Source organism: Mycobacterium sp. UM_CSW (assembly GCF_000455205.1).
Taxonomy (GTDB): domain Bacteria; phylum Actinomycetota; class Actinomycetes; order Mycobacteriales; family Mycobacteriaceae; genus Mycobacterium.
Window position 1 is genome coordinate 84112 of record NZ_AUWQ01000001.1, and the last position, 21130, is coordinate 105241.

Here is a 21130-nt window from a genome sequence, read left to right on the forward strand (position 1 = left end):
ATGCGGTTGGGATTGCACGCGCTGGGAATCGGGTCCGGCGCCGACCGCGCGGTGATCGACGCCGTCGCATCGGCCGCGGACAATTATGGCTTTGCCACACTCTGGGCCGGTGAACACGTCGTCATGGTGGATCGATCCGCATCCCGCTACCCCTATTCCGACGACGGCGTCATAGCCGTTCCCGCGCAAGCGGATTGGCTCGACCCGATGATCGCACTGAGCTTCGCCGCCGCTGCGTCGTCCCGGATCGGCCTGGCGACGGGTGTGCTCCTGCTCCCCGAACACAACCCGGTCGTGGTGGCCAAGCAGACCGCCAGCCTGGACCGGCTGAGCGGCGGGCGCCTGACGCTGGGCGTGGGCGTCGGATGGTCGCGGGAGGAATTCGCCGCTCTCGGTGTGCCTTTCGAGCAGCGGGCGGCCCGCACCGCCGAATACGTGGCGGCGATGCGCACGTTGTGGCGCGACGACCTCGCCTCGTTCGACGGGACGTTCGTCCGCTTCGATGCGATCCGGGTCAACCCAAAGCCGTTGCGTGAACGCCGCATCCCAATTGTGTTGGGGGGCAACAGCGATGCGGCGCTGCGGCGCGTGGCCGCTTGGGGCGACGGCTGGTACGGGTTCAACCTCGACGGGCCGGCCGCGGTGCGCGACCGCATCGACAGGCTGGAGCGACTCTGTGCCGACGAGGGCCGCGACCGCGCCGAGCTGGGGGTGTCCGTGGCGCTGCGGGATCCACGTGTTCGCGACATCGGCGCGCTTTGCGAGGCGGGCGTCGACGAACTGGTCCTGGTAGCGGCGCCGCCTGACCGCCCCGAGGCCGCTACCGGCTGGGTTTCCGCGTTGGCCGACAAGTGGGCGGAGGCGCTTGGGTAGGCTGCGCGTTTGATATGAGCGAACCCGAAGTGATCTTGCCGCGGGAACTGACCGACATCAGCGAAGAGGTGCGTCGCGTGCCGCCGCCGCCCGGCACCGCCGACGTTCCCGAACCGTATGCTTTCCGGCTTGCCGACCCGGACAAAGATGCCGAGATGATCTCGGAGTGGATGAACCGGCCCGCCCTCGCCGAATCATGGGAATACGCCTGGCCGCCCCAGCGCTGGCACCGATACCTCAGCGCGCAACTCGACGGTAGCTATTCCCGACCGTTTTTTGCCAGCCAGGATGGCCGAGACCACGCTTACATTGAGTTGTACCGGGCCGCAAAGGATTCCATCGCCACGCGGTACGAGGCGGACCCCTACGATCTGGGGATACATGCCGCCATCGCCGACGAAGAGTTCGTGAATCGGGGTATCGCCGGCTACATACTGCCGTACTTCGTGGCGAGCGTGCTCGGCCAGGACCCACGGTGTCGCCGGATCATGTTCGATCCCGATTACCGGAACAAGACCGCGCGGCGATTCTGCGAGCGCGCGGGTTGCGCGTTCCTGGGCGAGCACGACATGTCGAACCGGCGAATGGCGCTGTATGCGCTGCCCCGTACCCCCGACGACGTGCCCAAGCTCCGCGAGGCCTGAGCGCCGGCTCAAACCTGCGTTGCCGCCCACTGGCCGAGGACTACGGCGGCGATGCCCAGGGCGACGCTGACGACGACGTTGGCCAGCGCCGTCCATGTCTGGCGTTCCTCACCGAGGCGATGCGTTTCCAGCATCCAGGTGGAAAAGGTGGTGTAGGCGCCGACGAACCCGGTCCCCACGACCAGCGCCGCGTCCTTGCTCAGCGCCAGGCCACCAAGGAAACCCAACAGGAAGGCACCGCTGACGTTGACGGCCAACGTCCCGAACGGAAACGACCGGGCCACCCGGCGGGCCACCGCGCGGTCGATCACGAACCGCAGCACCGACCCGATGCCGCCGACGAGCGCGACGCCGGACCAGACCAACACGGTCGTCATCGGCGCACTCTGACCCGGCGAACGAAGGCGGTGGCCAGGTAGACGGCCACGAATCCCAGCACGATGCTGCTGACCGTGTAGGTCGCGGCCATGGCCCAGTGGCCGTGCTCGATCATCCGGACGGTCTCGACCTGCATCGTCGAGAAAGTCGTTAAGCCGCCGCAGAACCCGGTGCCGAGCAGCGGGCGCCGGTAACTCGACACCGGTAACCGCTCCAGCAGTCGGGTGGTGAAGTAACCGACCAGGGCGGCGCCGACGATGTTGACGATGAACGTCGGCCACGGCCACTGATCCGTGTCACGGACGAGGACCGTGCTCAGACCCGCCCGGGCCAGCGCGCCGATCGCTCCGCCGACGAAAACCGCGGCCAGTTCGCGATAGTCGGGTCGTGCCACGCGTTCGGTTCCTTTCCGGCGGGTGAACGCTTCGCAGCATAGAGGGACATGCGACTGCAGCAGCGCGCAGAATTGATAACCATGGCCCACCCGCGCGCCGGTCAGCCGGCCCAGCCCGAAGACCTCGTCGACCTGCCGCACCTGGTCACCTCGTATTACTCGATCGAGCCCGACCCGGACGACGTCGCTCAGCAGGTGGTGTTCGGCACGTCGGGGCACCGCGGCTCGGCGCTCAACGGGGCGTTCAACGAGGCCCACATCCTGGCCATCACCCAGGCCATCGTCGAATACCGGGCCGCGCATGGCACCACCGGACCGTTGTTCATCGGCCGCGACACCCATGGCCTCTCGGAGCCGGCGTGGGTGTCGGCGCTGGAGGTGCTGGCCGCCAACGACGTCGTCGCGATGATCGACTCGCGCGACCGCTACACGCCGACGCCGGCGGTCAGCCACGCCATCCTGACCTACAACCGCGGCCGCACCGACGGCCTGGCCGACGGGATCGTCGTCACGCCGTCGCACAACCCGCCGTCCGACGGCGGTTTCAAGTACAACCCGCCCAACGGGGGACCAGCGGACACCGACGCGACCAACGCAATCGCCAAGCGCGCCAACGAAATTCTGCGCAGCGGATCGGGCTTACAGCGGGTCCCGCTGGCCCGCGCGCTGGGGAGCGTCGAGCGCTACGACTACCTGGGCACCTATGTCGATGACCTGCCCAACGTGGTCGACGTCGCCGCGATCCGCGAGGCCGGGGTGCGCATCGGCGCCGACCCGCTCGGGGGCGCCAGCGTGGACTACTGGGGCGAGATCGCGCAGCGGCACGGCCTCGAGCTGACCGTCGTCAACCCGCTGGTAGATGCGACGTGGCGGTTCATGACCCTCGACCACGACGGCAAGATCCGGATGGACTGCAGCTCGCCGGACGCGATGGCGTCATTAATAGCCAACCGGGACCGCTACCAGATCGCCACCGGCAACGACGCCGACTCCGACCGCCACGGGATCGTCACGCCCGACCACGGGCTGCTGAATCCGAATCACTATCTGGCGGTGGCCATCGACTACCTCTATACCCACCGGCCGTCCTGGCCGGACGGCATCGCGGTCGGGAAGACGGCGGTCAGCTCGTCGATCATCGACCGCGTGGTCGCCGGCATCGGTCGCAAGCTCGTCGAGGTGCCGGTCGGGTTCAAGTGGTTCGTCGACGGCCTGATCGGCGGCACAATCGGCTTCGGCGGCGAGGAGTCGGCGGGGGCGTCGTTCCTGCGGCGCGACGGCTCGGTGTGGACCACCGACAAGGACGGCATCATCCTTGCGCTGCTCGCCTCCGAGATCCTGGCGGTCACCGGTTTGAGCCCGTCTCAGCGCTATCGGGAGCTGACGGCCGAGTACGGCACCCCGTTCTACGCGCGCGTGGACGCGCCGGCCGACCGGGACCAGAAGGCGCGGCTTTCCAAGCTCTCGCCCGAGCAGGTGACCGCCACCGAGCTCGCCGGCGAGCCGATCACCGGCAAGCTGACGAGCGCCCCCGGCAACGGCGCACCACTGGGCGGGCTCAAGGTCACGACCGCCAATGCGTGGTTTGCTGCGCGGCCGTCGGGCACCGAAGACGTTTACAAAATTTACGCGGAATCGTTCAACGGATCGCAGCATTTGGCGGAGGTGCAGGAAGCCGCGCGCGAGGTGGTGAATAAAGTCATCGGGTGACCCTTTCCCTCCGCCTTACACGCCTGGGGGGGCGTGGTCCTCGTTCTGAACGGCTGCCGCGCGAAGTCTGGATCCTCAGCTGGGCCAACATCATGGTGGCACTGGGCTACGGCGTCATCTCGCCGGCGATGCCCGCCTTCGCCCGTACATTCGGGGTCAGCATCGAAGCGGTGACCTTCTTGGTCACCGTCTTCTCGTTGACCCGACTGTGTTTCGCACCGATAAGCGGACTGTTGGCACAACGGTTGGGTGAACGGCGGATCTACATCGGTGGTTTGCTGATCGTTGGGCTGGCCACCGCCGCGTGCGCGTTCTCCCAGGCGTACTGGCAACTGCTGTTTTTCCGCGCGCTCAGCGGCTTGGGGTCGACGCTGTTTTACGTCTCGGCCTTGGCGCTGATGATCCACATCAGCCCGCCCGACGTGCGCGGGCGGATCGCGGGCATTTTCACCAGCTCGTTCATGATCGGCGCGGTCGGCGGGCCGGCGGTCGGCGCCCTGACGGCGGGCTGGGGGCTCACGGCTCCGTTCATCGTCTACGGCGCCGCGATGCTGGGTGTGGCCGTGGTGCTGTTTTACGGCTTGCGCAACTCCGCGCTGGCCGCGCCCCTGCCGCCGACACGATCGACGGTGACGATCCGAGAGGCGTTGGGGTTCCGCGCATATCGGTCGGCGCTGTTGTCCAACTTCGCGATGGGCTGGTCGGCGTTCGGGCTCCGCGTCGCGCTGGTCCCACTGTTCATTTCCGACGTGATGGGCCGCAGCGTCGGCGTCATCGGCGTGGTGCTCGCGGCGTTCGCGGCCGGCAACGCCGTGGCCGTCATTCCCAGCGGCTATTTGTCGGACCGGATGGGACGGCGCACCTTGTTGATCGTCGGCCTGGCGGCGTCCGGTGTGGCCACCGCCGGGCTGGGCGTCGCGACGTCGCTGCCCGCGTTCATGGTCGTGGGGTTTGTGTCCGGCGTGACGACGGGCATCTTCATGTCACCTATGCAGGCCGCCGTCGCCGACATCCTCGGCAGGGAGGCGCGTGCGGGCACTCCGGTGGCCGCGGTGCAGATGGCGTCAGATCTGGGCGCGATCGTCGGCTCGATAGTGGTCGGCTGGGTCGCCGAGCGGCTCAGCTACGGCTGGGCGTTCGGCATCAGTGGGATTGTTCTTTTGGTCGCCGCCCTCGCCTGGCTGCCGGCACCGGAAACGCGGACGGCGCTCGAGCCCGCCTGACCAGCGACTTTGAACGCTGGATGACAGTGGTGTAGCTTCGATGGGCACAACTTCTTGGGGCTATGGCGCAGCTGGTAGCGCACCACACTGGCAGTGTGGGGGTCAGGGGTTCGAGTCCCCTTAGCTCCACCATGTGATGAGTCGCCCTCTGGGCTAAAGATTGCCCGGCCATCGGCCGGGTTTGTTTTGGTTGCGCCAGTGGCTTTTGTCGGGCTTGATGCGGTGGCTGATCGACGGATTGACGAACCAGGACGGCCAACCCAGGTAGTGGCTGGACTGGACCGTTCAGCACCCATGGTCCAGGGACGACGTCGAGTGCGCCGACAGCTGTATATACAACGGCCGGGAGCCGCGGCTGCGGATGGATGGACGAGGTTGGTCCGCATAAGACTGCAAACTTGTGTTGTCATCGTCGAAAACGTTGAGGGCCTTGGCGGTCGGTGAGCGCGTGAGATACCGGTTTGGTGCCGCGGTGGCGGCCTCCACGGGATGTGTAGCGGCTTCGCAACTCGAAATGGGTACGCAATTCATTCGTTTCGGTAACGGCGCGGCAAAACTTTGTTCGACCGGACGCGGGTTACCGTGTCGCCGTGCAACATCGCTGCAGCTGTGGATCGCAACCGCGGGCCTCCCGGCGTAGTGTGCTGAAATGCGCTGTGGCCGCGCCGGTTCTCCTCGGTTTGGGAATCGCCACGGACGTGCTCGTGGGCCCGGCGCGGGCACCCGCGGACCCCTACTTGTCGTCAGCGGCGATGGCGCCAGGCCAGCCGATCAACATCATCACCCGCGCCGGATGGGGCGCCAATGAGTCGTTACGGCGCGGAGGGCCTATCTGGGGCAATGGAATTCGTGCCGGGGTTGTGCACCACTCCGCGACTGGCAACGACTATGCGCCGACAGACTCGGCGGCCATCGTGCGCTCGATCTACGAGCACCACGCGTTGACTGAAGGTTGGGGCGACATCGGCTACAACGCGTTGGTCGACAAGTACGGCCAGGTCTTCGAGGGCCGGTTCGGCGGCATCGCCAAACCCGTCCTGGGCGTCCACACCGGCGGATTCAACACCGACACCTGGGCGGTATGCATGATCGGCGATCTCAGCCAGGCGCCGCCCACGCCCGAACAAGTGCGGGCGGTCGGCCAGCTGCTGGGATGGCGGCTCGCGATGGACACGGTGGATCCCAAGGACACCGTCGCACTGACTTCCGCCGGCGGCCCTAACACGCGCTTCCCGAGAGGTGCCACGGCGACCTTACCGAGCATCTTCGCCCATCGTGACGTCGGCGAAACCGCCTGCCCCGGCAACGCCGGGTATGCGTTCATGGAAAGGATCCGCGACATCGCCGCCCGGTACAAGCAACCGCCCAGCCCAGAAGATGTTGCGCAGTCGCTGAACGGCGGCGCGATCTACGACCGTTGGCAGGCGACGGGCGGAATGACCGGCGGCCTCGGCGCACCGACGTCACCCGAAGCACCCATCGGTGATTTGATCCGCTACGTTGTCTTCGCCAAGGGCGCGATCTATTGGTCACCGGCCACCGGGGCTCAGCCGCTCACCGGCAGGATCTACGAGGCCTGGGCCACGCTGGGCTACGAGCGCGGCCCGCTGGGCCTGCCGACCAGCGCCGAGATTCACGAGCCGGAGTGGATCGTGCAGAACTTTCAGCACGGCACACTGAGCTTCAACCGGCAAACCTCAACCGTCATGGCTGTGGTGGACGGGGTGGCCAGCGTGGTACCACCGCCGCCCGCGGGCGGACCGCCGATGCAGCTCGAACGGTTCTCAGTAGCACGCAATCCCGTCATCTAGCAGCGCCCAGTCCCGGGAAGTCACGCCGGAATCAGCGTGACCGGCAGCCGTTCGAGCCGGCGAATCACGTTGTTGACTGCCCACTTTGGAGTCCCATCGACCTCGATGCGTTTGACGCGTTCGAGCATCGCGGAGAGGATGGCGGCGGTCTCCATCCTTGCCAGACCCTGGCCGGCGCAGGCATGCGCGCCGTTGCCGAACCCGATGTGCCGTCCGGCGTCACGGCGGATGTCGAACACCTCAGGGTTCTCCCATTCGCGTTCGTCGCGGTTGGCCGAGGCATAGAGCACCAGTAATCGGGTTCCGGCAGGGACGTTCGTTCCGGCTATTGAGGTATTGCGGGCGGTCTTCCGCGTGAACGCACGCACCGGCGATTCGTACCGCACCACCTCGTTGATCGCGTTAGACAGCAATTCTGGTTCTGCTCTGAGCATTTCCCACTGATCAGGGTGGGTCGCGAATAGGTAGATCGCGCTGGAGATCGCGCTGATGGTGGTGTCCAATGACGGTGCAATGTAGTCAATGATCAGCGGCGGCACGTCTTCGAACGACAGATTGCCCTCATCAACGGCGGTCAAGAGTTCGTGAGCCATGCTGCCGGGCAGGACGTTTCGGTCACGCACCACAGCACGCGCGAAGCGCAGCATCTGCATGCTGCGCGGGATGGCTCGGATCGCCTGATGGTTGAGCGGGCCAAGGAAGTCGAAGGTTGCTGCGGCCCAAGGAATCAGGTGCTCGCGTTGGTCCTGCGGCCAGCCGACCAGATCCGGGACCACAGCGAGCGGCAGTGCGGTCGCTAGATCGGCGACACCGTCGACTCGGCGCCTGGTGAGCGCGAGGTCGACGATGGCGCTTGCCGCGTCTTCCACGGAGGTGGTGACCCCACGCAGCGCCCTGGGCATCAGGCGATGGGCAACGAGCTTACGACGCCGGTCGTGGTCGGCGCCGTCGCTGTTGAGCGTGGTGCCGCGGGACAACCAGTTGGCAGCAGCGTTGGCGGCGACACCATGTCCGGAGAGGTATGAGTCGTCGGCGCGCAGGGTGGCTTTGCACTCGGCGTAGCGGGGGAGAGCGACCATGCGGCGGCGGGGTAGCCAGACAAGCGGACCAAGGCGCCGAAGCGTCCGGTAGTGCGAGTAAGGGTCGAGGATGGCCGATGTGCTGTAGACGTCAGGCCGGTACGACGGGATGTCGCGAGGTCGGTGCACCACAGATCGCCTTAATTGTTGAGTTCGATGCCCGCCCGCGGGCACGGACAGCACGAGGGTGCTACGCCTACCGCGCCGCGGTGCGCTTCGACAATCGGTTGCGTGTACGGCGCGTTGGCTGCATCACCTTCGGATGACGAAATCGTCACATACGACCATATCGTCAGTCAAGACTCGTCGACGATCGCCGGCAAAGCGCCAGGCTCAGGGATGCAGGTTCCACTGACCGCAATCGTCGGCAAGGACGTCGTTGACGTCGACTTCGAGTCCTCCGACGACTGGGCCAGGATTCGACGCTGTACTCACCACGCGTTGGTAGAGGACCGCGGTCGGCTCGACCTGGCCGCGGGACCAGGACCGGGTCTGCCAGGCCCACCGGTGACCGGGGGTGCGCGAATTTCCAATTACGCCGTCGGCGGCGGCCCATCGGCACACATCGATACCGCCGTAGACGCCGGTGCGCTGCACTCCCAGTACGGAATTGATTCCGCGAAACCACTTAAGTGCCAAGTTGTTCCAGGTGTCGTGGTTTATGTCCTCGTCGACGCTGAAGAAGATCGGGGCACTCTGACCGCCACCCGCCGCGGTGTGCAGCTTCCAGGCGGTGCGAGCATCGTCGGCGCCGCCCTCGAACCCGCGCCTGAAGTCCGACGGTGCCGTCCCGCCTGGCTTTCCGTATTGGTAATTGCTGACGATCATCAGCCCAGCAGCGGTCAGCTGCTCGGCGTAGGACCGGGTGATCGGCTTGGCACCCATGGACGAGCCGGGACGCGATAGCGAGACGTAGTTGATGACCCCGGAGTGGCCGGCAGCTCGAATCTGCTGCGCTGGAATCTGGCGCATGGCGAAGTCGATCAATGTGGGGGTAGTGCCAACCGCCGCACGGGCGGTGACAACTGCCGATGCCGCATACAACCCTGGCAATACAGACAAAGCGGCGGCGTAGCGCAATACGTCGCGCCGCGGAATAGCGCGTAGTCCCTGGAGACACACATTTGCCGACAAGTCCTGCATCGCGTGATGTTAAGTATTCGACTTTTGCGAACAGAAGTAGCCGGCAGCAGTCGATATCAAATCGGTTTTTGCGGTTCACCGGCCCGAGTTAATGGCCACAGCGGATGAGGGGACGCGGCGCTTGAACCCGGGCTACGGAATCTCGTACACAACCATCTTGTCGGCGATGCCGCGCAGGGCGGCCTCCTTCCGAACCGGTCGGATCGACTCCTTCTCAAGGATGGCGGCGACGCCGGGCGCGTCGATCACGGGACCGGTGATGTGGATCTCCTGCGCCGTCGACAGGCTCTGCACCCGCGCCGCGATGTTGACGGTCTGGCCGAAATAGTCCTGCCGCTCGTTCAGCATCACCGCAAGACACGGCCCCTCATGGATGCCGATCTTCACGATCAGGTCGGTCCTGCCGCGTTCGGCATTGAGCTTTTCCATCGCGGCCCGCATCCGCAAGGCCGCGGCGAGCGCGTGGTCCGGCTGGACAAAAGTCGCCATCACAGCGTCCCCGATGGTCTTGACCACGGCGCCCTTTTCGGCCGCGATGATTTCCAGAAGCGCGTGAAAATGCGCGCGCACCAAGTCAAAAGCGGCAAGGTCGCCGACCCGCTCATAAAGCGCGGTCGAGCCCTTGAGGTCGGTGAACAAAAAGGTCAACGAGGTGATTTTGAGGCGCTGATCGATGGTGAGGTTGTCGGCCTTGAAGACATCGCGAAACGTCTGGTTCGACAGCATCCGCTTGGCGGTGAGGAACGGCCTGCGCTTGGCCAGCACGTCGTGGAGCGCGTCGGCGACGAAGACGGTGGGCAGTGTCCGCACGCTGCACCGGTTGTCGAGCACGAGCCGCAACGGACCCGGTCGCAAGGGGATCGACTCGGTCGGCGGATGCGCCTGATTGAAGGTCAGCCCGAGCTGCTGAGTTTCCTCGGTCGGCTCGCCTTGAACATCGATGAAATGTGCGGAATGCGTGACCGGCTCGAAAACGATGATGAATTGGGACGGAAGCTCCAACGACAGCACAGCCTTTTCACCAGCAGCCAGCTCCATCGCATCCAACGTCGCTTCTCCGGTCAGCGAGGCAAAAGAATCCTCGCCGAGATCGATGCCCGAACTCCAGAACACCTGCTTGTAGTAGTCCCATAGCGGGAGCGTGTTGGGATCGTGCGCGCCAATCCGCCTGACCTTGGGGCTGACCGTAAACGCCACCTCGACCTGCTCGTCGACGGAAGGCTCATAGCCGCACGCGCATAATCCGCAGCGATAGTCGTCATCACGCAGCGATTTCAGCGTGTCGTGCGCGTCCAGCACGCCGCTGCAACCGGGGCAAAGCACATTCCAGGTGAGATCGAACAGGCCAAGCCGCGAGGCATGCAGGAAGCCGGAAATCACCTTCTCTTCGTCGAAGCCGGTGCGCTCGGAAAAGTCCAGGGCGTTGATTCGATTGAGCTCATGATCTTCGCCGTCCTGGATCAGCAGCGCGACAGCGTCTGCGATGTCCGGATCGGCGGTTCGTTTCAGGGCCGAAAATTGGGACTGCAGGTCGCTCATGATTCCAACCTAAACATCAGCGCAAGCTGCCTGCTGCGCCTTCGTCGATACACCAGTGCCGGGTCACAGGACGCGGTCAAGCACTTCAACACCAGTCGCTTCGAATTTGATCCGATGCCGCCTCGATCAATTCGATTAGGGTTGATTCATGGGTGGCGAGTTCATCGAGATCCGCATAACCCACCCCTGGGAATCTCTCGAGTCGACGCCCGAGGCCCTCCGCCCGCGACTGCTGGATTGGGAGATTGACGCTAAGGGTAGGCACGTCGCCTGGCGCTACCGGATAACCCGGTATGAGCAGGACGGCCAACCGAGGTGGTGGTTGGACGGGACCGGCCAGCATCCGTGGACCAGCGACGACGTCGAGTACCTGAAGGACGTTGCCGAGCACCACGCCGGTCGTCTGCTGCGCAGACAGCGATGGCGGCCCAAGAGCATGTACAACGACCAGGAGCCCCCGCTATGGCTTGGAGGCCAAGGGTTGTCGTCCTGAGGGCTGTAACTCGCGGCCGGCGTAAAGGTCAAGGCCTCACGGCTGATTAAGGCTGTGAGCGCTCGTCTTCGGCGGAGTCGTCGTCGTTGGCCAAGTGGTGCAGGACGCGTTCGTTAAGGGCCGCGAGCATGTCGAGCTCCGCCGGGGAAAGCAGATCGATGAATTTGCGGCGGACGTCCTCGACGTGGCGGGGCGCCGCCTTCTCGATGGCGGCGCGGCCGGCCGGCAGCAGGCGGACCATGGTGCTGCGGGCGTCGTCGGGGTTGGGCTCGCGGCAGATCAGCCCGTCCTCCTGCATGCGCCGCACCTGGTGGGAGACCCGGCTCTTCTCCCAGCCCAGTGTGTTGCACAGGTCGTGCGCGGGCATGCGGTCCCCGTCGTGCTCCGACAGCACCGCCAGGATCTGGTAGTCGGCCGCGGAGAGGCCCGCTTGCTGCAGGCCCCGGTTCAGGTGCACGGCGAGCTGGTGATGCGCGTGCTGGAAGGCCCGCCAGGCGCGGTCTTCACGCGGGGTCAGCCAGTTCGGTTCCATCGGCGTCCACCTTACCAATTGGTTGACGCATCAACAAAGATTCTTTAAGGTTGAGACGTCAACCTTTTCCACCGTCAACTAGGACAGGACACCTCATGAGCAGCATCAGCATCATCGGCACCGGGAACATGGCCCGCGCCATCGGCGCGCTGGCGGTAGCGGGCGGCAACAGCGTCGAGGTCATCGGCCGCGATCGAGCCAAGGCCGCTGACCTGGCCAAGGCCCTCGGCGGCAGCGCCACGACGGGAGAGTTCGGCGCCGTCCCGACCGGGGACATCGTCGTCGTTGCCCTGTTGTACGCCAACGTCGTTCCGGTCGTCGTCCAATATGGAGACGCCCTCGCGGGCAAGGTCATCGTCGACATCAGCAACCCCTTCAACGCCGCGGCCGACGGGCTGGCCATCCCCGAGGACACCTCGATCGCGCAGGAAGTTGCCAAGGCGGCCCCGGCGAGCGCCAGCGTGGTGAAGGCATTCAACACCGTCTTCGGCGTCGTGCTGGCCCAGGGGCGCCGACTCGACGTCTTCATGGCCGGCGACGATGCGCGCGCCAAGGCGAGGGTGGCGGAGTTCATCGAGAGCCTCGGGCTGCGCCCGCTGGACGTCGGCGGCTTGGACATGGCGCACTGGCTGGAGGGAACGGGCCTGGTCGTGATGGGGCTCGCGCGTCACGGAGTGGGGAACTTCGACTTCGCCCTCGGCGCCGCGGTTCCCGGCTAAGCCGTGACCCCACCGGGGCACCGTGCGCCCAAAGACTGGTTGATGGATCACCGAAAGGATTCGCTATGAAGCTCGGTTTCGCACTCCCCATAGTCGGTCCCGCTATCAGCAGCGCCACTGGTCTGAGCGCGTTCTGCCGCGGGCTCGAGGACCTTGGCTACGACACGCTGTGGGTCGGCGATCGATTCGTCACGCCGGTCGATATGCACAGCACCTATCCGGGCAAGGAACAGCCGTACCCGCCGCAGATGAGCCGTTACCTCGATCCGGTGCTGCTGTGGACCGTCGCTGCGACGGCGACCAGCCGGGTGCGGCTGAACGCCAGCACGCTCAGCACGTTCTACTACGAGCCGGTGCATTTGGCCCGGCTGCTGACCACGCTCGACGTGCTCAGCGATGGCCGCCTTGATGTTGGCGTGGGAATCGGGTGGATGAAGGACGAACACGACATCGCCCGGAGCGCGGACTGGCGCCGGCGCGGGCGGATGCTCGATGACGTGCTCGCGTTCCTGCACGAGTGGTGGACGACGACCCCGGTGTCCTGGGAGAGCGAGTTCTTCTCGCTGCCGCAGGTCCATGCCGACCTCCGCCCGGTCCAGCCCGCCGGTCCGCCCATCTGGATCGGAGGTGCCAGCGAGGCCGCGATGCGCCGGGTCGGCCGCAGCGGCGTCGGCTGGCTCGGGGTCGAGGGGCTGCAGGACGAGGTCACCGACCACCTGTGGTCGATTGCGCGCCGTGCGGCGAAGGACGCCGGCCGCGATCCTGACGCGCTGAAGACGGCCATGCGGATCAATCTCGAACCAGGCACGTCCGTTGACTCGGTTGCGCTCAGGCTCGAGCGCCTCGCCCGGTCGGGGGCTGATGAGGGAATCGTGGATGCCTTCGCAATGTTTTCTAGCCTTGGCGAGATGCTCGACTTCGCCAGCCAGGTAATCGATCGATGGGGTGATGATGGGAAAGCTTGACGGCAAGGTAGCGGTGATCACGGGCGGATCAAGCGGGATGGCGTTGGCCGGTGCCAAGTTGTTCGTTGAAGAAGGAGCTCACGTCTTCATCTCGGGTCGGCGGAAGGAAGCGCTGGATGAAGCCGTCGAGCTGATCGGCCGGAATGTGACGGGCGTGCAAGCGGATTCGGCCAACCTGGACGATCTGGACCGGTTGTTCGACGCGGTCAGGCAAGAAAAGGGCGCCGTCGACGTGTTGTGGGTGAGTGCGGGGATGGGCGAGGAGGGCAAGCTCGGCGAGATCACGGAGCAGCATTTCGACGCGACCTTCGGGCTGAACGCGCGTGGCACGCTCTTCACGGTGCAGAAGGCATTGCCGCTTTTCAACGACGGCGGCTCGATCTTCATGACCGGGTCGATTGCTTCGGTGAAGGGTTTTCCTCACTTTAGTGTGTACGCGGCGAGCAAGGCCGTGCTGCATGCCTACGCCCGCGTCTGGTTGAACGAGTTGAAAGACAGAAGGATTCGGGTCAACGTGCTGACGCCGGGCCAGGTCGCCACGCCGATACAGGAGCAGTTGTTCGACGAGGAGACCAAGGCGCAGTTTGAGGCAATGATCCCGCGGGGAAAGATGGGCAGCCCTGAGGAGATTGCATCGGTCGCACTGTTTCTCGCCTCAGACGACTCGAGCTATGTCAATGGCATGGAGTTGATGGTCGACGGCGGCACCACGGCAGTCTGACTACGCCAGTGCTAATCCGTTCGCGTACAGGGAGATTCGTGGTCGGACGGCAGCGCTCGCTCTAGACGCGCGCCGTCTCGATGGCAGCGCCCATCGCAGTCTGCGACTCGGCACGCTGACCAAGGGTGGTGGCCGTGAGCATGAACAGCGTGTGCCCGTCGGCACCGCCCAATTCGCACGCGATCGCGTGGCGACCTGGCGTGTCGATGGTTGTCGTCACCGCGCCACCGGCAATCACGCGGACGAACCGGTCAAACGCCGGGCTGGCCACCCAGACGCCATCGTCTTCATCGATGGCGATGCCGTCGGGAAAATCCTCGAGCTCGGCCCAGACTCGGCGGTTATCAAGCGAGCCGTCGTCCGCAAGGTCGAATCCGGTGATGCGACGTCCGAAACTCTCCGCCACCAGCAGCGTCGACCCGTCGGCCGTGATCGCCATGCCATTGGCGAATTGGAGATCGTCGGCCACTTCGCGAGCCGAGCCATCCGGGTCGACACGCAACAGGGCGGCTGGCACCGGCTCATCGCCTGCCGCGTAGTCGTAGCCGAACTGGCCAACGAAGGCATGGCCGCCGCGGGGGTCGACGCACATGTCGTTGATTTCGTGTGATGCGAATGGGCTCAAGTCGGCGTGGACGGCGAGATCCGAACCGTCGAAGCGCATCACGTGGCGACGTGCCATCGAAGCGATCAACATCGAGCCGTCAGGGAGCCAGCCCAGCCCCGACGGCTGCTCCAGCTCGACCACGGTGCGAACTTCACCGTCCTCCCCGACGCGCAGCACGGCGTCACCGTGCATGTCCGAGACGTATAGCGCCCCATCGTGCCAACGCGGACCCTCCAAGAAGGACCGCCCCGTGACCAGGACATGGATGTCGGGCATGGCAACGATCCTAGGACTGCATAGCGTGGTTGCTCGTCGAGGAGCCGCTGGTACGTGGTCATCCGCCAGGCAAGACCGCGATGGACTTGGTGTCCAGGTAGCCGTCGAGGCCTTCCGGGCCCAGTTCGCGCCCGTAACCGCTGGCTTTGACGCCGCCGAACGGCGCAAAGGGATCCATGGTGTAGCCCGCATTGATCCCGAAGGTGCCGGTGCGGATGCGCCCGGCTATCGCCAAGGCTCGCACGGTATCTGCGGTCCACACCGAACCGGCAAGGCCATACTCGGAGTCGTTGGCAATGGCCACCGCATCGTCCTCGTCGCGATAGGGGATGACGGTGATCACCGGCCCGAATATCTCTTCGCGCGCGATGCGCATCGCGTTGTCGGCGGCGGCGAAGAGGGTGGGTTGGACGTACCACCCGCGTTCGAGGCCGTTGGGCATGCCGGAGCCCCCGACGACGAGCCGGGCGCCTTCTCGTTCACCCACCTGGATGTAGTCGCGGACGCGTCGTTGTTGACGTTGCGAGACCAGGGGGCCGAGTTGGGTGGCGGGATCGTTCGGGTCGCCAACAATCAGGTTGGCCATCTCGGTTGCGAGCGCGTCGACGTACTCGTCGTGGCGGTGTGCGGGTACGAGCACTCTGGTCAGCGCGTTGCAGATCTGGCCGCTGTTGGACAGGCTGGCCGACCGGATGCCGGTGGCCACCTTGTGAGGTTCGGCGTCGTCAAGCACGATGGCGGCCGATTTGCCGCCGAGTTCGAGGCTGACCCTGGTCAGGTTGGAGGCGCACGCGGCGGCGACCGCCCGCCCCGCGGTCGTGGATCCGGTGAACGACACCTTGTCTACTTTCGCGTGCGCGACGAGGAGTTCGCCAACCGCGGCGTCGCCGGGTACCACGCTGACCACGCCTTCAGGCAGACCGGCTTGTTCGATCATCTCCGCTAAAAGCAGTGCATCCAAGGGTGATTCGGGTGCGGGCTTGAGTACCACGGCGCACCCGGCCAGCAGCGCGGGCACCAGTTTCGTAATGATCAGAAACTGCGGCATGTTCCACGGGACAATCGCTGCGACTACGCCGACCGGTTGCTTCTGGACCACTACATCGGCGCCGAAAAAGCCGGCGCGGCTCTGTTGCCATTGATGTCGCTCGGCCAGGTCGCAGAATGCGTTGATCATCATGGCGGGCAGACCGACCTGCGCGCGCTGGGCGAAGGTGATGGGAGCGCCGATCTCGGCCGTAATCGTCTCGGCCATCTCAGTGCGCCGTTGGTCGTAGACGTCGGCGAGCCGGCGGACCGCGGCGATGCGATCCGAGGGTCTGCTCGCGCCCCAGGCTCCCGTGTCAAAGGCGGTGCGCGCTGCGTTGACGGCTTCGTCGACGTCGGCGGGCGTCGCGGCAGGGACTTCGGCGATTGTCTGCTCGGTGTGGGGTGAGATGACTTCGATGAGCTTGGCCTGCGACCGCACCTTTTGACCCTTCGTCTGCCAAGTATCAACTACTTGCGATTCGGGTGATCAGCATATACCGTCGGCCCGACGGACTCCTACAGATAGGAGAGGTTGTGGCTCGCTTCCCCAAGCCCTCGGAGGGCAGCTGGACGCAGCATTACCCGGAACTGGGCACCGGGCCGGTGTCCTACGAAGACTCCATCAGCCCGGAGATCTACGAATTGGAGCGGGCGGCGATATTCAAACGCGCGTGGCTGAATGTCGGCCGGGTGGAACAGCTTCCGCGTAAGGGCAGCTACTTCACCAAGGAGCTCAAGGTAGCCAACACGTCGGTCGTTCTGGTGCGCAACGCTTCTGGAGAGGTCAACGCCTTCCACAACATCTGCCGGCACCGTGGCAACAAGCTGGTCTGGAACGACATGCCGCTGGAGGAGACCAGCGGCGTGTGCCGGCAATTCACCTGCAAGTACCATGCCTGGCGCTACGACCTGGATGGCAACCTGACGTTCGTGCAACAGGAGGAGGAGTTTTTCAACCTCGACAAGAGCCGCTACGGGCTGGTGCCGGTGCACTGCGACGTCTGGGAGGGCTTCATATTCATCAACTTCGCGCAGGAGCCCGCACAGTCGTTGCGCGAGTTTCTGGGGCCGATGGTGACGGCGCTAGAGGGCTACCCGTTTGGGAAGCTGACGTCGCGTTGGCACTACAGGTCGCAGGTGAAGGCGAATTGGAAGCTCTACATGGACGCGTTCCAGGAGTTCTACCATGCGCCGGTGCTGCATGCGAACCAGTCGCCGACCGCCTACTCCAAGGCGGCCGCCGAGGCCGGCTTCGAGGCCCCGCACTACCGCCTGGACGGTCCGCACCGGCTGGTCAGCACGTCGGGAGTGCGGGCCTGGGAGATGCCGGACGAGATGCGTAAGCCCATCGACGACATCTGCCGCAGCGGGCTGTTCGGCCCCTGGGAAAAGCCGGACCTAGGGGAGATGCCGGCGGGGCTCAATCCCGCGAAATGCAATCCGTGGGGCCTGGATTCGTTCCAGCTGTTTCCCAACTTCGTCATGCTGTTCTGGGGTCAAGGCTGGTATCTGACCTACCACTACTGGCCGACGTCGTATAACAGCCACGTGTTCGAGGGGACGTTGTATTTCCCGCAGCCACGCACCCCGCGTGACCGCGTCGCGCAGGAACTCGCGGCGGTGACGTTCAAGGAGTACGGACTGCAGGACGCCAACACCCTGGAGGCGACCCAAAGCATGATCGAGTCACGGGCGATCGACGAGTTTCTGCTCAACGACCAGGAAATACTGTTGCGCCACCTGCACAAGGAGACCGCGGCCTGGATCGATGAGTATCAACGAACCAAGGCAGGAGTGTGAACGCGGTGTCCACCATGCTGCCAACGGAATTCGCCGACCTGGAGCCGTTTGCGGAGTGGTGCCTGCCCACCGAACCCCAGCGCTACGCCAAACGGCTGGCCAGTTCCATGACCGAGATGAAGGCGTTCTACGACGCGATCATCCCGCGCGCAGAGGAGGCCTTGGCCTTCTGCGACAAGTTCCCCCTTGACGACTTGCCGGACGACGTCCTCAACCTGATGCACCTGCTGTATTCGATGATCATGGTGTCGTTTCCGGTGGAGTGCTGGAAGCAACGACGGGTTCCCGATTCCGGTGCTTCCACCCTGGACTGCGTGTTCGAGCCGGTGCCGTGACAATTGTCCTTCGGGCAGCGCGCTGGGCTGACGTCGACGCCGGTCGGGTGCGCTCCCCGGCGGTTGTAGTGATCGACGGGCAGCGCATCAGCGCCGTCAATCCCGAAGGGCCACAGCCGGATCCGGCCACCGTGGTGGAGCTCGGCGACGTCACACTCCTACCCGGCCTGATGGACATGGAACTCAACCTGCTGATCGGCGGCCCCGGCGGCCCCGAGGGCCTCCCGGCACCGATGCACGGCGTGCAGGACGATCCGGCGTATCGCACACTCCGGGGCGCGGTGAACGCGCGCACCACGCTGGACGCCGGCTTCACCACCGTGCGCAACCTCGGGCTCATGGTCAAGACCGGCGGCTACCTGCTCGACGTCGCGCTGCAGCGTGCCATCGACCAGGGCTGGCACATCGGGCCCCGCATCTATCCCGCGGGACATGCCGTCACCCCTTATGGCGGGCACCTGGACCCGACGGTGTTTCAGCGGCTGGCACCCGGGATCATGCCGCTGTCCATCGCCGAGGGCATCGCCAACGGTGTGCCCGACGTCATCGCCTGCGTCCGCTACCAGATTCGCCACGGCGCCAAGCTGATCAAGGTCTCGGCGTCAGGGGGCGTCATGTCGCACAGCACCGCTCCGGGCGCCCAGCAGTATTCCGATGCGGAGTTCGCCGCGATCGCCGACGAGGCCCACCGCGCCGGGGTGCGGGTCGCCGCGCACGCCGTCGGCGACACTGCGATCCAAGCGTGCATTCGCGCCGGCATCGACTGCATCGAACACGGGTTTCTGGCCACCGACGAGACGATCCAGATGATGGTCGACCACGGCACCTTCCTGGTTTCCACCACCTATCTGACGGAGGCGATGGCGATCGACCGGATCGCGCCGGAACTTCGGAAGAAAGCCGAGGAAGTCTTTCCCCGCGCAAAGGCGATGCTGCCCAAAGCAATTGCGGCCGGAGTGCGGATCGCGTGCGGCACCGACGCACCGGCGATCCCGCACGGCCAGAACGCCAAGGAGCTGGGGGCGCTGGTGGCGCGCGGCATGACCCCCATGCAAGCGATCCGGGCCGCGACGGTCGTGGCGGCCGAACTCGTCGAGGCCGACCACGAGTTGGGCCGGCTGGCGCCGGGTTACCTCGCCGACATCATCGCCGTACCCGGTGATCCGTCTCAGGACATCGCCAACACGCTGGACGTCTCATTCGTCATGAAGGACGGCCGGATTTTCAAGGAGCTGGCCGCGTGAATCGGGACAAGGAGACCGGCATGGAACTCACCGAAAACCTCCTGTGGTTGCTCAAGCAGGCGTTCTACTTCTCGCTGACCAGCGTGAACGACGCGATCAGCAGCCACGGTGTCAGCACGGCCCAGATCGGTGTGCTGCGTCAGCTCTCCAACGAACCCGGGCTGTCGGGCGCCGAACTCGCCCGACGTCTGCTGATCAGCCCGCAGGGTGTTCAACTGGCTCTCACCGCGCTCGAGCGCCGCGGCCTGGTTGAACGCAAGCAGGACCCCCAACACAAGCGCATCTTGCAGGCCTATCTCACCGACGAAGGACGCGACGTCGTGGCGAAGGTGCTGGGTGACGCCCTGACCGCACACGCGGAGGTCTTCGGCGTACTCAGCGGCGAGGAGCAGGAAACCCTGCGTGAACTGCTCGCAAGGGTGGTCGAAAAGGGCACCGGCCACGAGTTGTTCAAAGACAACATCGAGAGCTGATTCATGTCTCTAGTACTTGAGATTAATCGCAAGTAGTTGATACTGTGGCGAACGATGCAAGACTCCCGCGCTACGGTGCAGCCGACCGATGCCGACGTCGTCACAACAGAGGTGACCATCGAGCTCGACCGGTGCACCATCACCGTGACCTACAGTCCCGGCGACACGTTGCTGCAGACGGCCCGCATGGCGGATCTGAGCCCCCCGTCGTCGTGCGAAGTCGGGAACTGCGGAACGTGTATGGCCCGCTTGACCGAGGGCAGCGCCCGGATGATCAACAACGACGCACTTGAAGATGACGAGGTGGAGGAGGGCTGGGTGCTGACCTGTCAGGCACTGCCGACTAGCCCCACGGTGCGGGTGGTGTACGAGTGAACAGGGTCTGCGTTGTGACCGGGGGCGCATCTGGCATGGGAGAGTCGACGTGCCACGAGCTGGGCCGGCGCGGCCACCATGTCGCGGTTCTCGACGTCAACGAGCAAGCGGCGCAACGCGTCACCGAGGATTTGCGTGCGGCGGGGGTGACGGCCATCGGAGTCGGCGCCGACGTCACCGACCGAGGCGCCGTCGAGCAGGCGTTCGCCAAGGTGCGCAGTGAGCTGGGCCCGGTCTCGATCCTGGTGACGAGCGCGGGCATGTTCGGGCACTCCCCGTTCACCGAGATCACCGTCGAGTCATGGGCCAAGATCATCGACGTCAACCTGACGGGCACCTTTCACTGCTGCCAAGTCGCTATTCCCGACATGGTCGCCGCGAAATGGGGCCGGATCGTGATGATCTCGTCGTCAAGTGCCCAGCGTGGATCGCCGTTCGCCGCCCACTACGCGGCGTCCAAGGGCGCGGTCATCACCCTCACCAAATCGCTGGCCCGCGAATACGCAATGCACGGGATCACCGTCAACAACATCCCGCCATCGGGCATCGAAACACCGATGCAGCTCCAGGCGCAGGAGGCGGGATTTGTGAAGTCCAACGAGGAAATCGCCAGGAATATCCCGATGGGCCATCTGGGCACCGGAGCCGACATCGCCGCGGCGGTCGGGTTTCTGTGTTCCGACGAGGCGGGCTTCATCACCGGTCAGGTGCTGGGCGTCAACGGCGGAGCGGTGATGTGACGAGGTTGGTCTTAAAAGCATGGTGAC

Annotated in this window: 21 protein-coding genes, 1 tRNA gene and 2 pseudogenes; 16 read left to right on the forward strand and 8 right to left on the reverse strand. The window is 65.2% G+C overall.

The annotated features are described in order from the left end of the window. Both N415_RS00450 and N415_RS00455 read left to right on the forward strand, forming a co-directional pair. Entirely contained in the window at positions 1–873 is an 873-nt protein-coding gene (locus N415_RS00450; protein ID WP_068175798.1) for an LLM class F420-dependent oxidoreductase, read from the forward strand. A 14-nt stretch (positions 874–887) separates the two neighbouring features. Beyond that, positions 888–1517, forward strand: a complete 630-nt coding sequence (locus N415_RS00455) for a GNAT family N-acetyltransferase (RefSeq protein ID WP_068175802.1) — start codon at positions 888–890, stop codon at positions 1515–1517. 8 nt (positions 1518–1525) lie between these two features. On the opposite strand, the gene crcB (N415_RS00460) is transcribed toward N415_RS00455, so the two are convergent. Next, the gene (gene crcB / locus N415_RS00460; protein WP_068175805.1) at positions 1526–1894 is read right to left on the reverse strand and encodes a fluoride efflux transporter CrcB; all 369 of its coding nucleotides are present in this window, start codon (positions 1892–1894) and stop codon (positions 1526–1528) included. Then, positions 1891–2289: a fluoride efflux transporter CrcB gene (gene crcB / locus N415_RS00465; protein ID WP_068176149.1), complete on the reverse strand. Its 399-nt coding sequence runs from the start codon at positions 2287–2289 to the stop codon at positions 1891–1893. The genes crcB (N415_RS00460) and crcB (N415_RS00465) overlap by 4 nt, the downstream gene beginning before the upstream one ends. Before the next feature lie 81 nt (positions 2290–2370). Here crcB (N415_RS00465) and pgm point away from each other — a divergent pair, with 81 nt between their 5' ends. The 4 genes and pseudogenes from pgm to N415_RS00485 all read left to right on the forward strand — a co-directional run. Beyond that, positions 2371–3999, forward strand: coding sequence for a phosphoglucomutase (alpha-D-glucose-1,6-bisphosphate-dependent) (pgm, locus tag N415_RS00470; protein WP_068175807.1), 1629 nt, complete (start codon positions 2371–2373; stop codon positions 3997–3999). A 71-nt stretch (positions 4000–4070) separates the two neighbouring features. Further along, a complete protein-coding gene (locus tag N415_RS00475) occupies positions 4071–5222 on the forward strand; it encodes an MFS transporter (RefSeq protein ID WP_343203445.1) in 1152 nt (383 codons plus the stop codon). Between the two features lie 56 nt (positions 5223–5278). Beyond that, a tRNA-Ala gene (locus N415_RS00480) sits at positions 5279–5354 on the forward strand. A 566-nt stretch (positions 5355–5920) separates the two neighbouring features. Further along, positions 5921–7033: pseudogene (locus N415_RS00485) on the forward strand (N-acetylmuramoyl-L-alanine amidase); the annotation flags it as partial. Positions 7034–7053: 20 nt separating this feature from the next. Here the strand turns inward: N415_RS00485 and N415_RS00490 are convergent. The 3 genes from N415_RS00490 to N415_RS00500 all read right to left on the reverse strand — a co-directional run bounded on the left by N415_RS00490 (position 7054) and on the right by N415_RS00500 (position 10794). Beyond that, positions 7054–8244: a cytochrome P450 gene (locus tag N415_RS00490; protein ID WP_081664989.1), complete on the reverse strand. Its 1191-nt coding sequence runs from the start codon at positions 8242–8244 to the stop codon at positions 7054–7056. A gap of 201 nt (positions 8245–8445) precedes the next feature. Then, a complete protein-coding gene (locus tag N415_RS00495) occupies positions 8446–9255 on the reverse strand; it encodes a DUF1906 domain-containing protein (protein ID WP_068175816.1) in 810 nt (269 codons plus the stop codon). Positions 9256–9387: 132 nt separating this feature from the next. After that, entirely contained in the window at positions 9388–10794 is a 1407-nt protein-coding gene (locus tag N415_RS00500; protein ID WP_068175820.1) for an adenylate/guanylate cyclase domain-containing protein, read from the reverse strand. 148 nt (positions 10795–10942) lie between these two features. Here N415_RS00500 and N415_RS00505 point away from each other — a divergent pair, with 148 nt between their 5' ends. Next, positions 10943–11287, forward strand: coding sequence for a hypothetical protein (locus N415_RS00505; protein ID WP_068175823.1), 345 nt, complete (start codon positions 10943–10945; stop codon positions 11285–11287). Between the two features lie 46 nt (positions 11288–11333). Here the strand turns inward: N415_RS00505 and N415_RS00510 are convergent, their stop codons facing one another. Continuing rightward, on the reverse strand, positions 11334–11819 hold the full coding sequence (locus tag N415_RS00510) for a MarR family winged helix-turn-helix transcriptional regulator (RefSeq protein WP_068175826.1): 486 nt from the start codon (positions 11817–11819) through the stop codon (positions 11334–11336). A 95-nt stretch (positions 11820–11914) separates the two neighbouring features. On the opposite strand from N415_RS00510, the gene N415_RS00515 reads away from it, so the two are divergent. The 3 genes from N415_RS00515 (at position 11915) to N415_RS00525 (ending at position 14224) form a co-directional block, all read left to right on the forward strand. Then, a complete protein-coding gene (locus N415_RS00515; RefSeq protein WP_068175829.1) occupies positions 11915–12538 on the forward strand; it encodes an NAD(P)-binding domain-containing protein in 624 nt (207 codons plus the stop codon). Between the two features lie 65 nt (positions 12539–12603). Continuing rightward, positions 12604–13503, forward strand: coding sequence for a TIGR03619 family F420-dependent LLM class oxidoreductase (locus N415_RS00520; protein ID WP_068175832.1), 900 nt, complete (start codon positions 12604–12606; stop codon positions 13501–13503). Beyond that, entirely contained in the window at positions 13490–14224 is a 735-nt protein-coding gene (locus N415_RS00525; RefSeq protein ID WP_068175835.1) for an SDR family oxidoreductase, read from the forward strand. Before N415_RS00520 ends, N415_RS00525 begins: the two co-directional genes overlap by 14 nt. Before the next feature lie 61 nt (positions 14225–14285). Here the strand turns inward: N415_RS00525 and N415_RS00530 are convergent, their stop codons facing one another. Then, a complete protein-coding gene (locus tag N415_RS00530; RefSeq protein WP_068175839.1) occupies positions 14286–15107 on the reverse strand; it encodes an SMP-30/gluconolactonase/LRE family protein in 822 nt (273 codons plus the stop codon). Between the two features lie 58 nt (positions 15108–15165). After that, positions 15166–16575, reverse strand: a complete 1410-nt coding sequence (locus tag N415_RS00535) for an aldehyde dehydrogenase (RefSeq protein WP_068175843.1) — start codon at positions 16573–16575, stop codon at positions 15166–15168. A 95-nt stretch (positions 16576–16670) separates the two neighbouring features. Here N415_RS00535 and N415_RS00540 point away from each other — a divergent pair, with 95 nt between their 5' ends. The 6 genes and pseudogenes from N415_RS00540 (at position 16671) to N415_RS00565 (ending at position 21103) form a co-directional block, all read left to right on the forward strand. Further along, positions 16671–17936: an aromatic ring-hydroxylating dioxygenase subunit alpha gene (locus N415_RS00540; protein ID WP_068175846.1), complete on the forward strand. Its 1266-nt coding sequence runs from the start codon at positions 16671–16673 to the stop codon at positions 17934–17936. Continuing rightward, positions 17933–18271, forward strand: a complete 339-nt coding sequence (locus N415_RS00545; RefSeq protein WP_081664990.1) for a hypothetical protein — start codon at positions 17933–17935, stop codon at positions 18269–18271. The genes N415_RS00540 and N415_RS00545 overlap by 4 nt, the downstream gene beginning before the upstream one ends. Continuing rightward, positions 18268–19515, forward strand: coding sequence for an amidohydrolase family protein (locus tag N415_RS00550; RefSeq protein ID WP_068175849.1), 1248 nt, complete (start codon positions 18268–18270; stop codon positions 19513–19515). The genes N415_RS00545 and N415_RS00550 overlap by 4 nt, the downstream gene beginning before the upstream one ends. Positions 19516–19535: 20 nt before the next feature. Further along, positions 19536–19988 (forward strand): MarR family transcriptional regulator, encoded by a 453-nt coding sequence (locus N415_RS00555; protein WP_068102440.1) that lies wholly within the window; start codon positions 19536–19538, stop codon positions 19986–19988. 108 nt (positions 19989–20096) lie between these two features. After that, a pseudogene (locus N415_RS00560) lies at positions 20097–20363 on the forward strand (2Fe-2S iron-sulfur cluster-binding protein); the annotation flags it as partial. Further along, positions 20360–21103, forward strand: coding sequence for an SDR family NAD(P)-dependent oxidoreductase (locus tag N415_RS00565; protein WP_068175855.1), 744 nt, complete (start codon positions 20360–20362; stop codon positions 21101–21103). The pseudogene N415_RS00560 and the gene N415_RS00565, both read left to right, overlap by 4 nt. Positions 21104–21130: the final 27 nt, after the last annotated feature.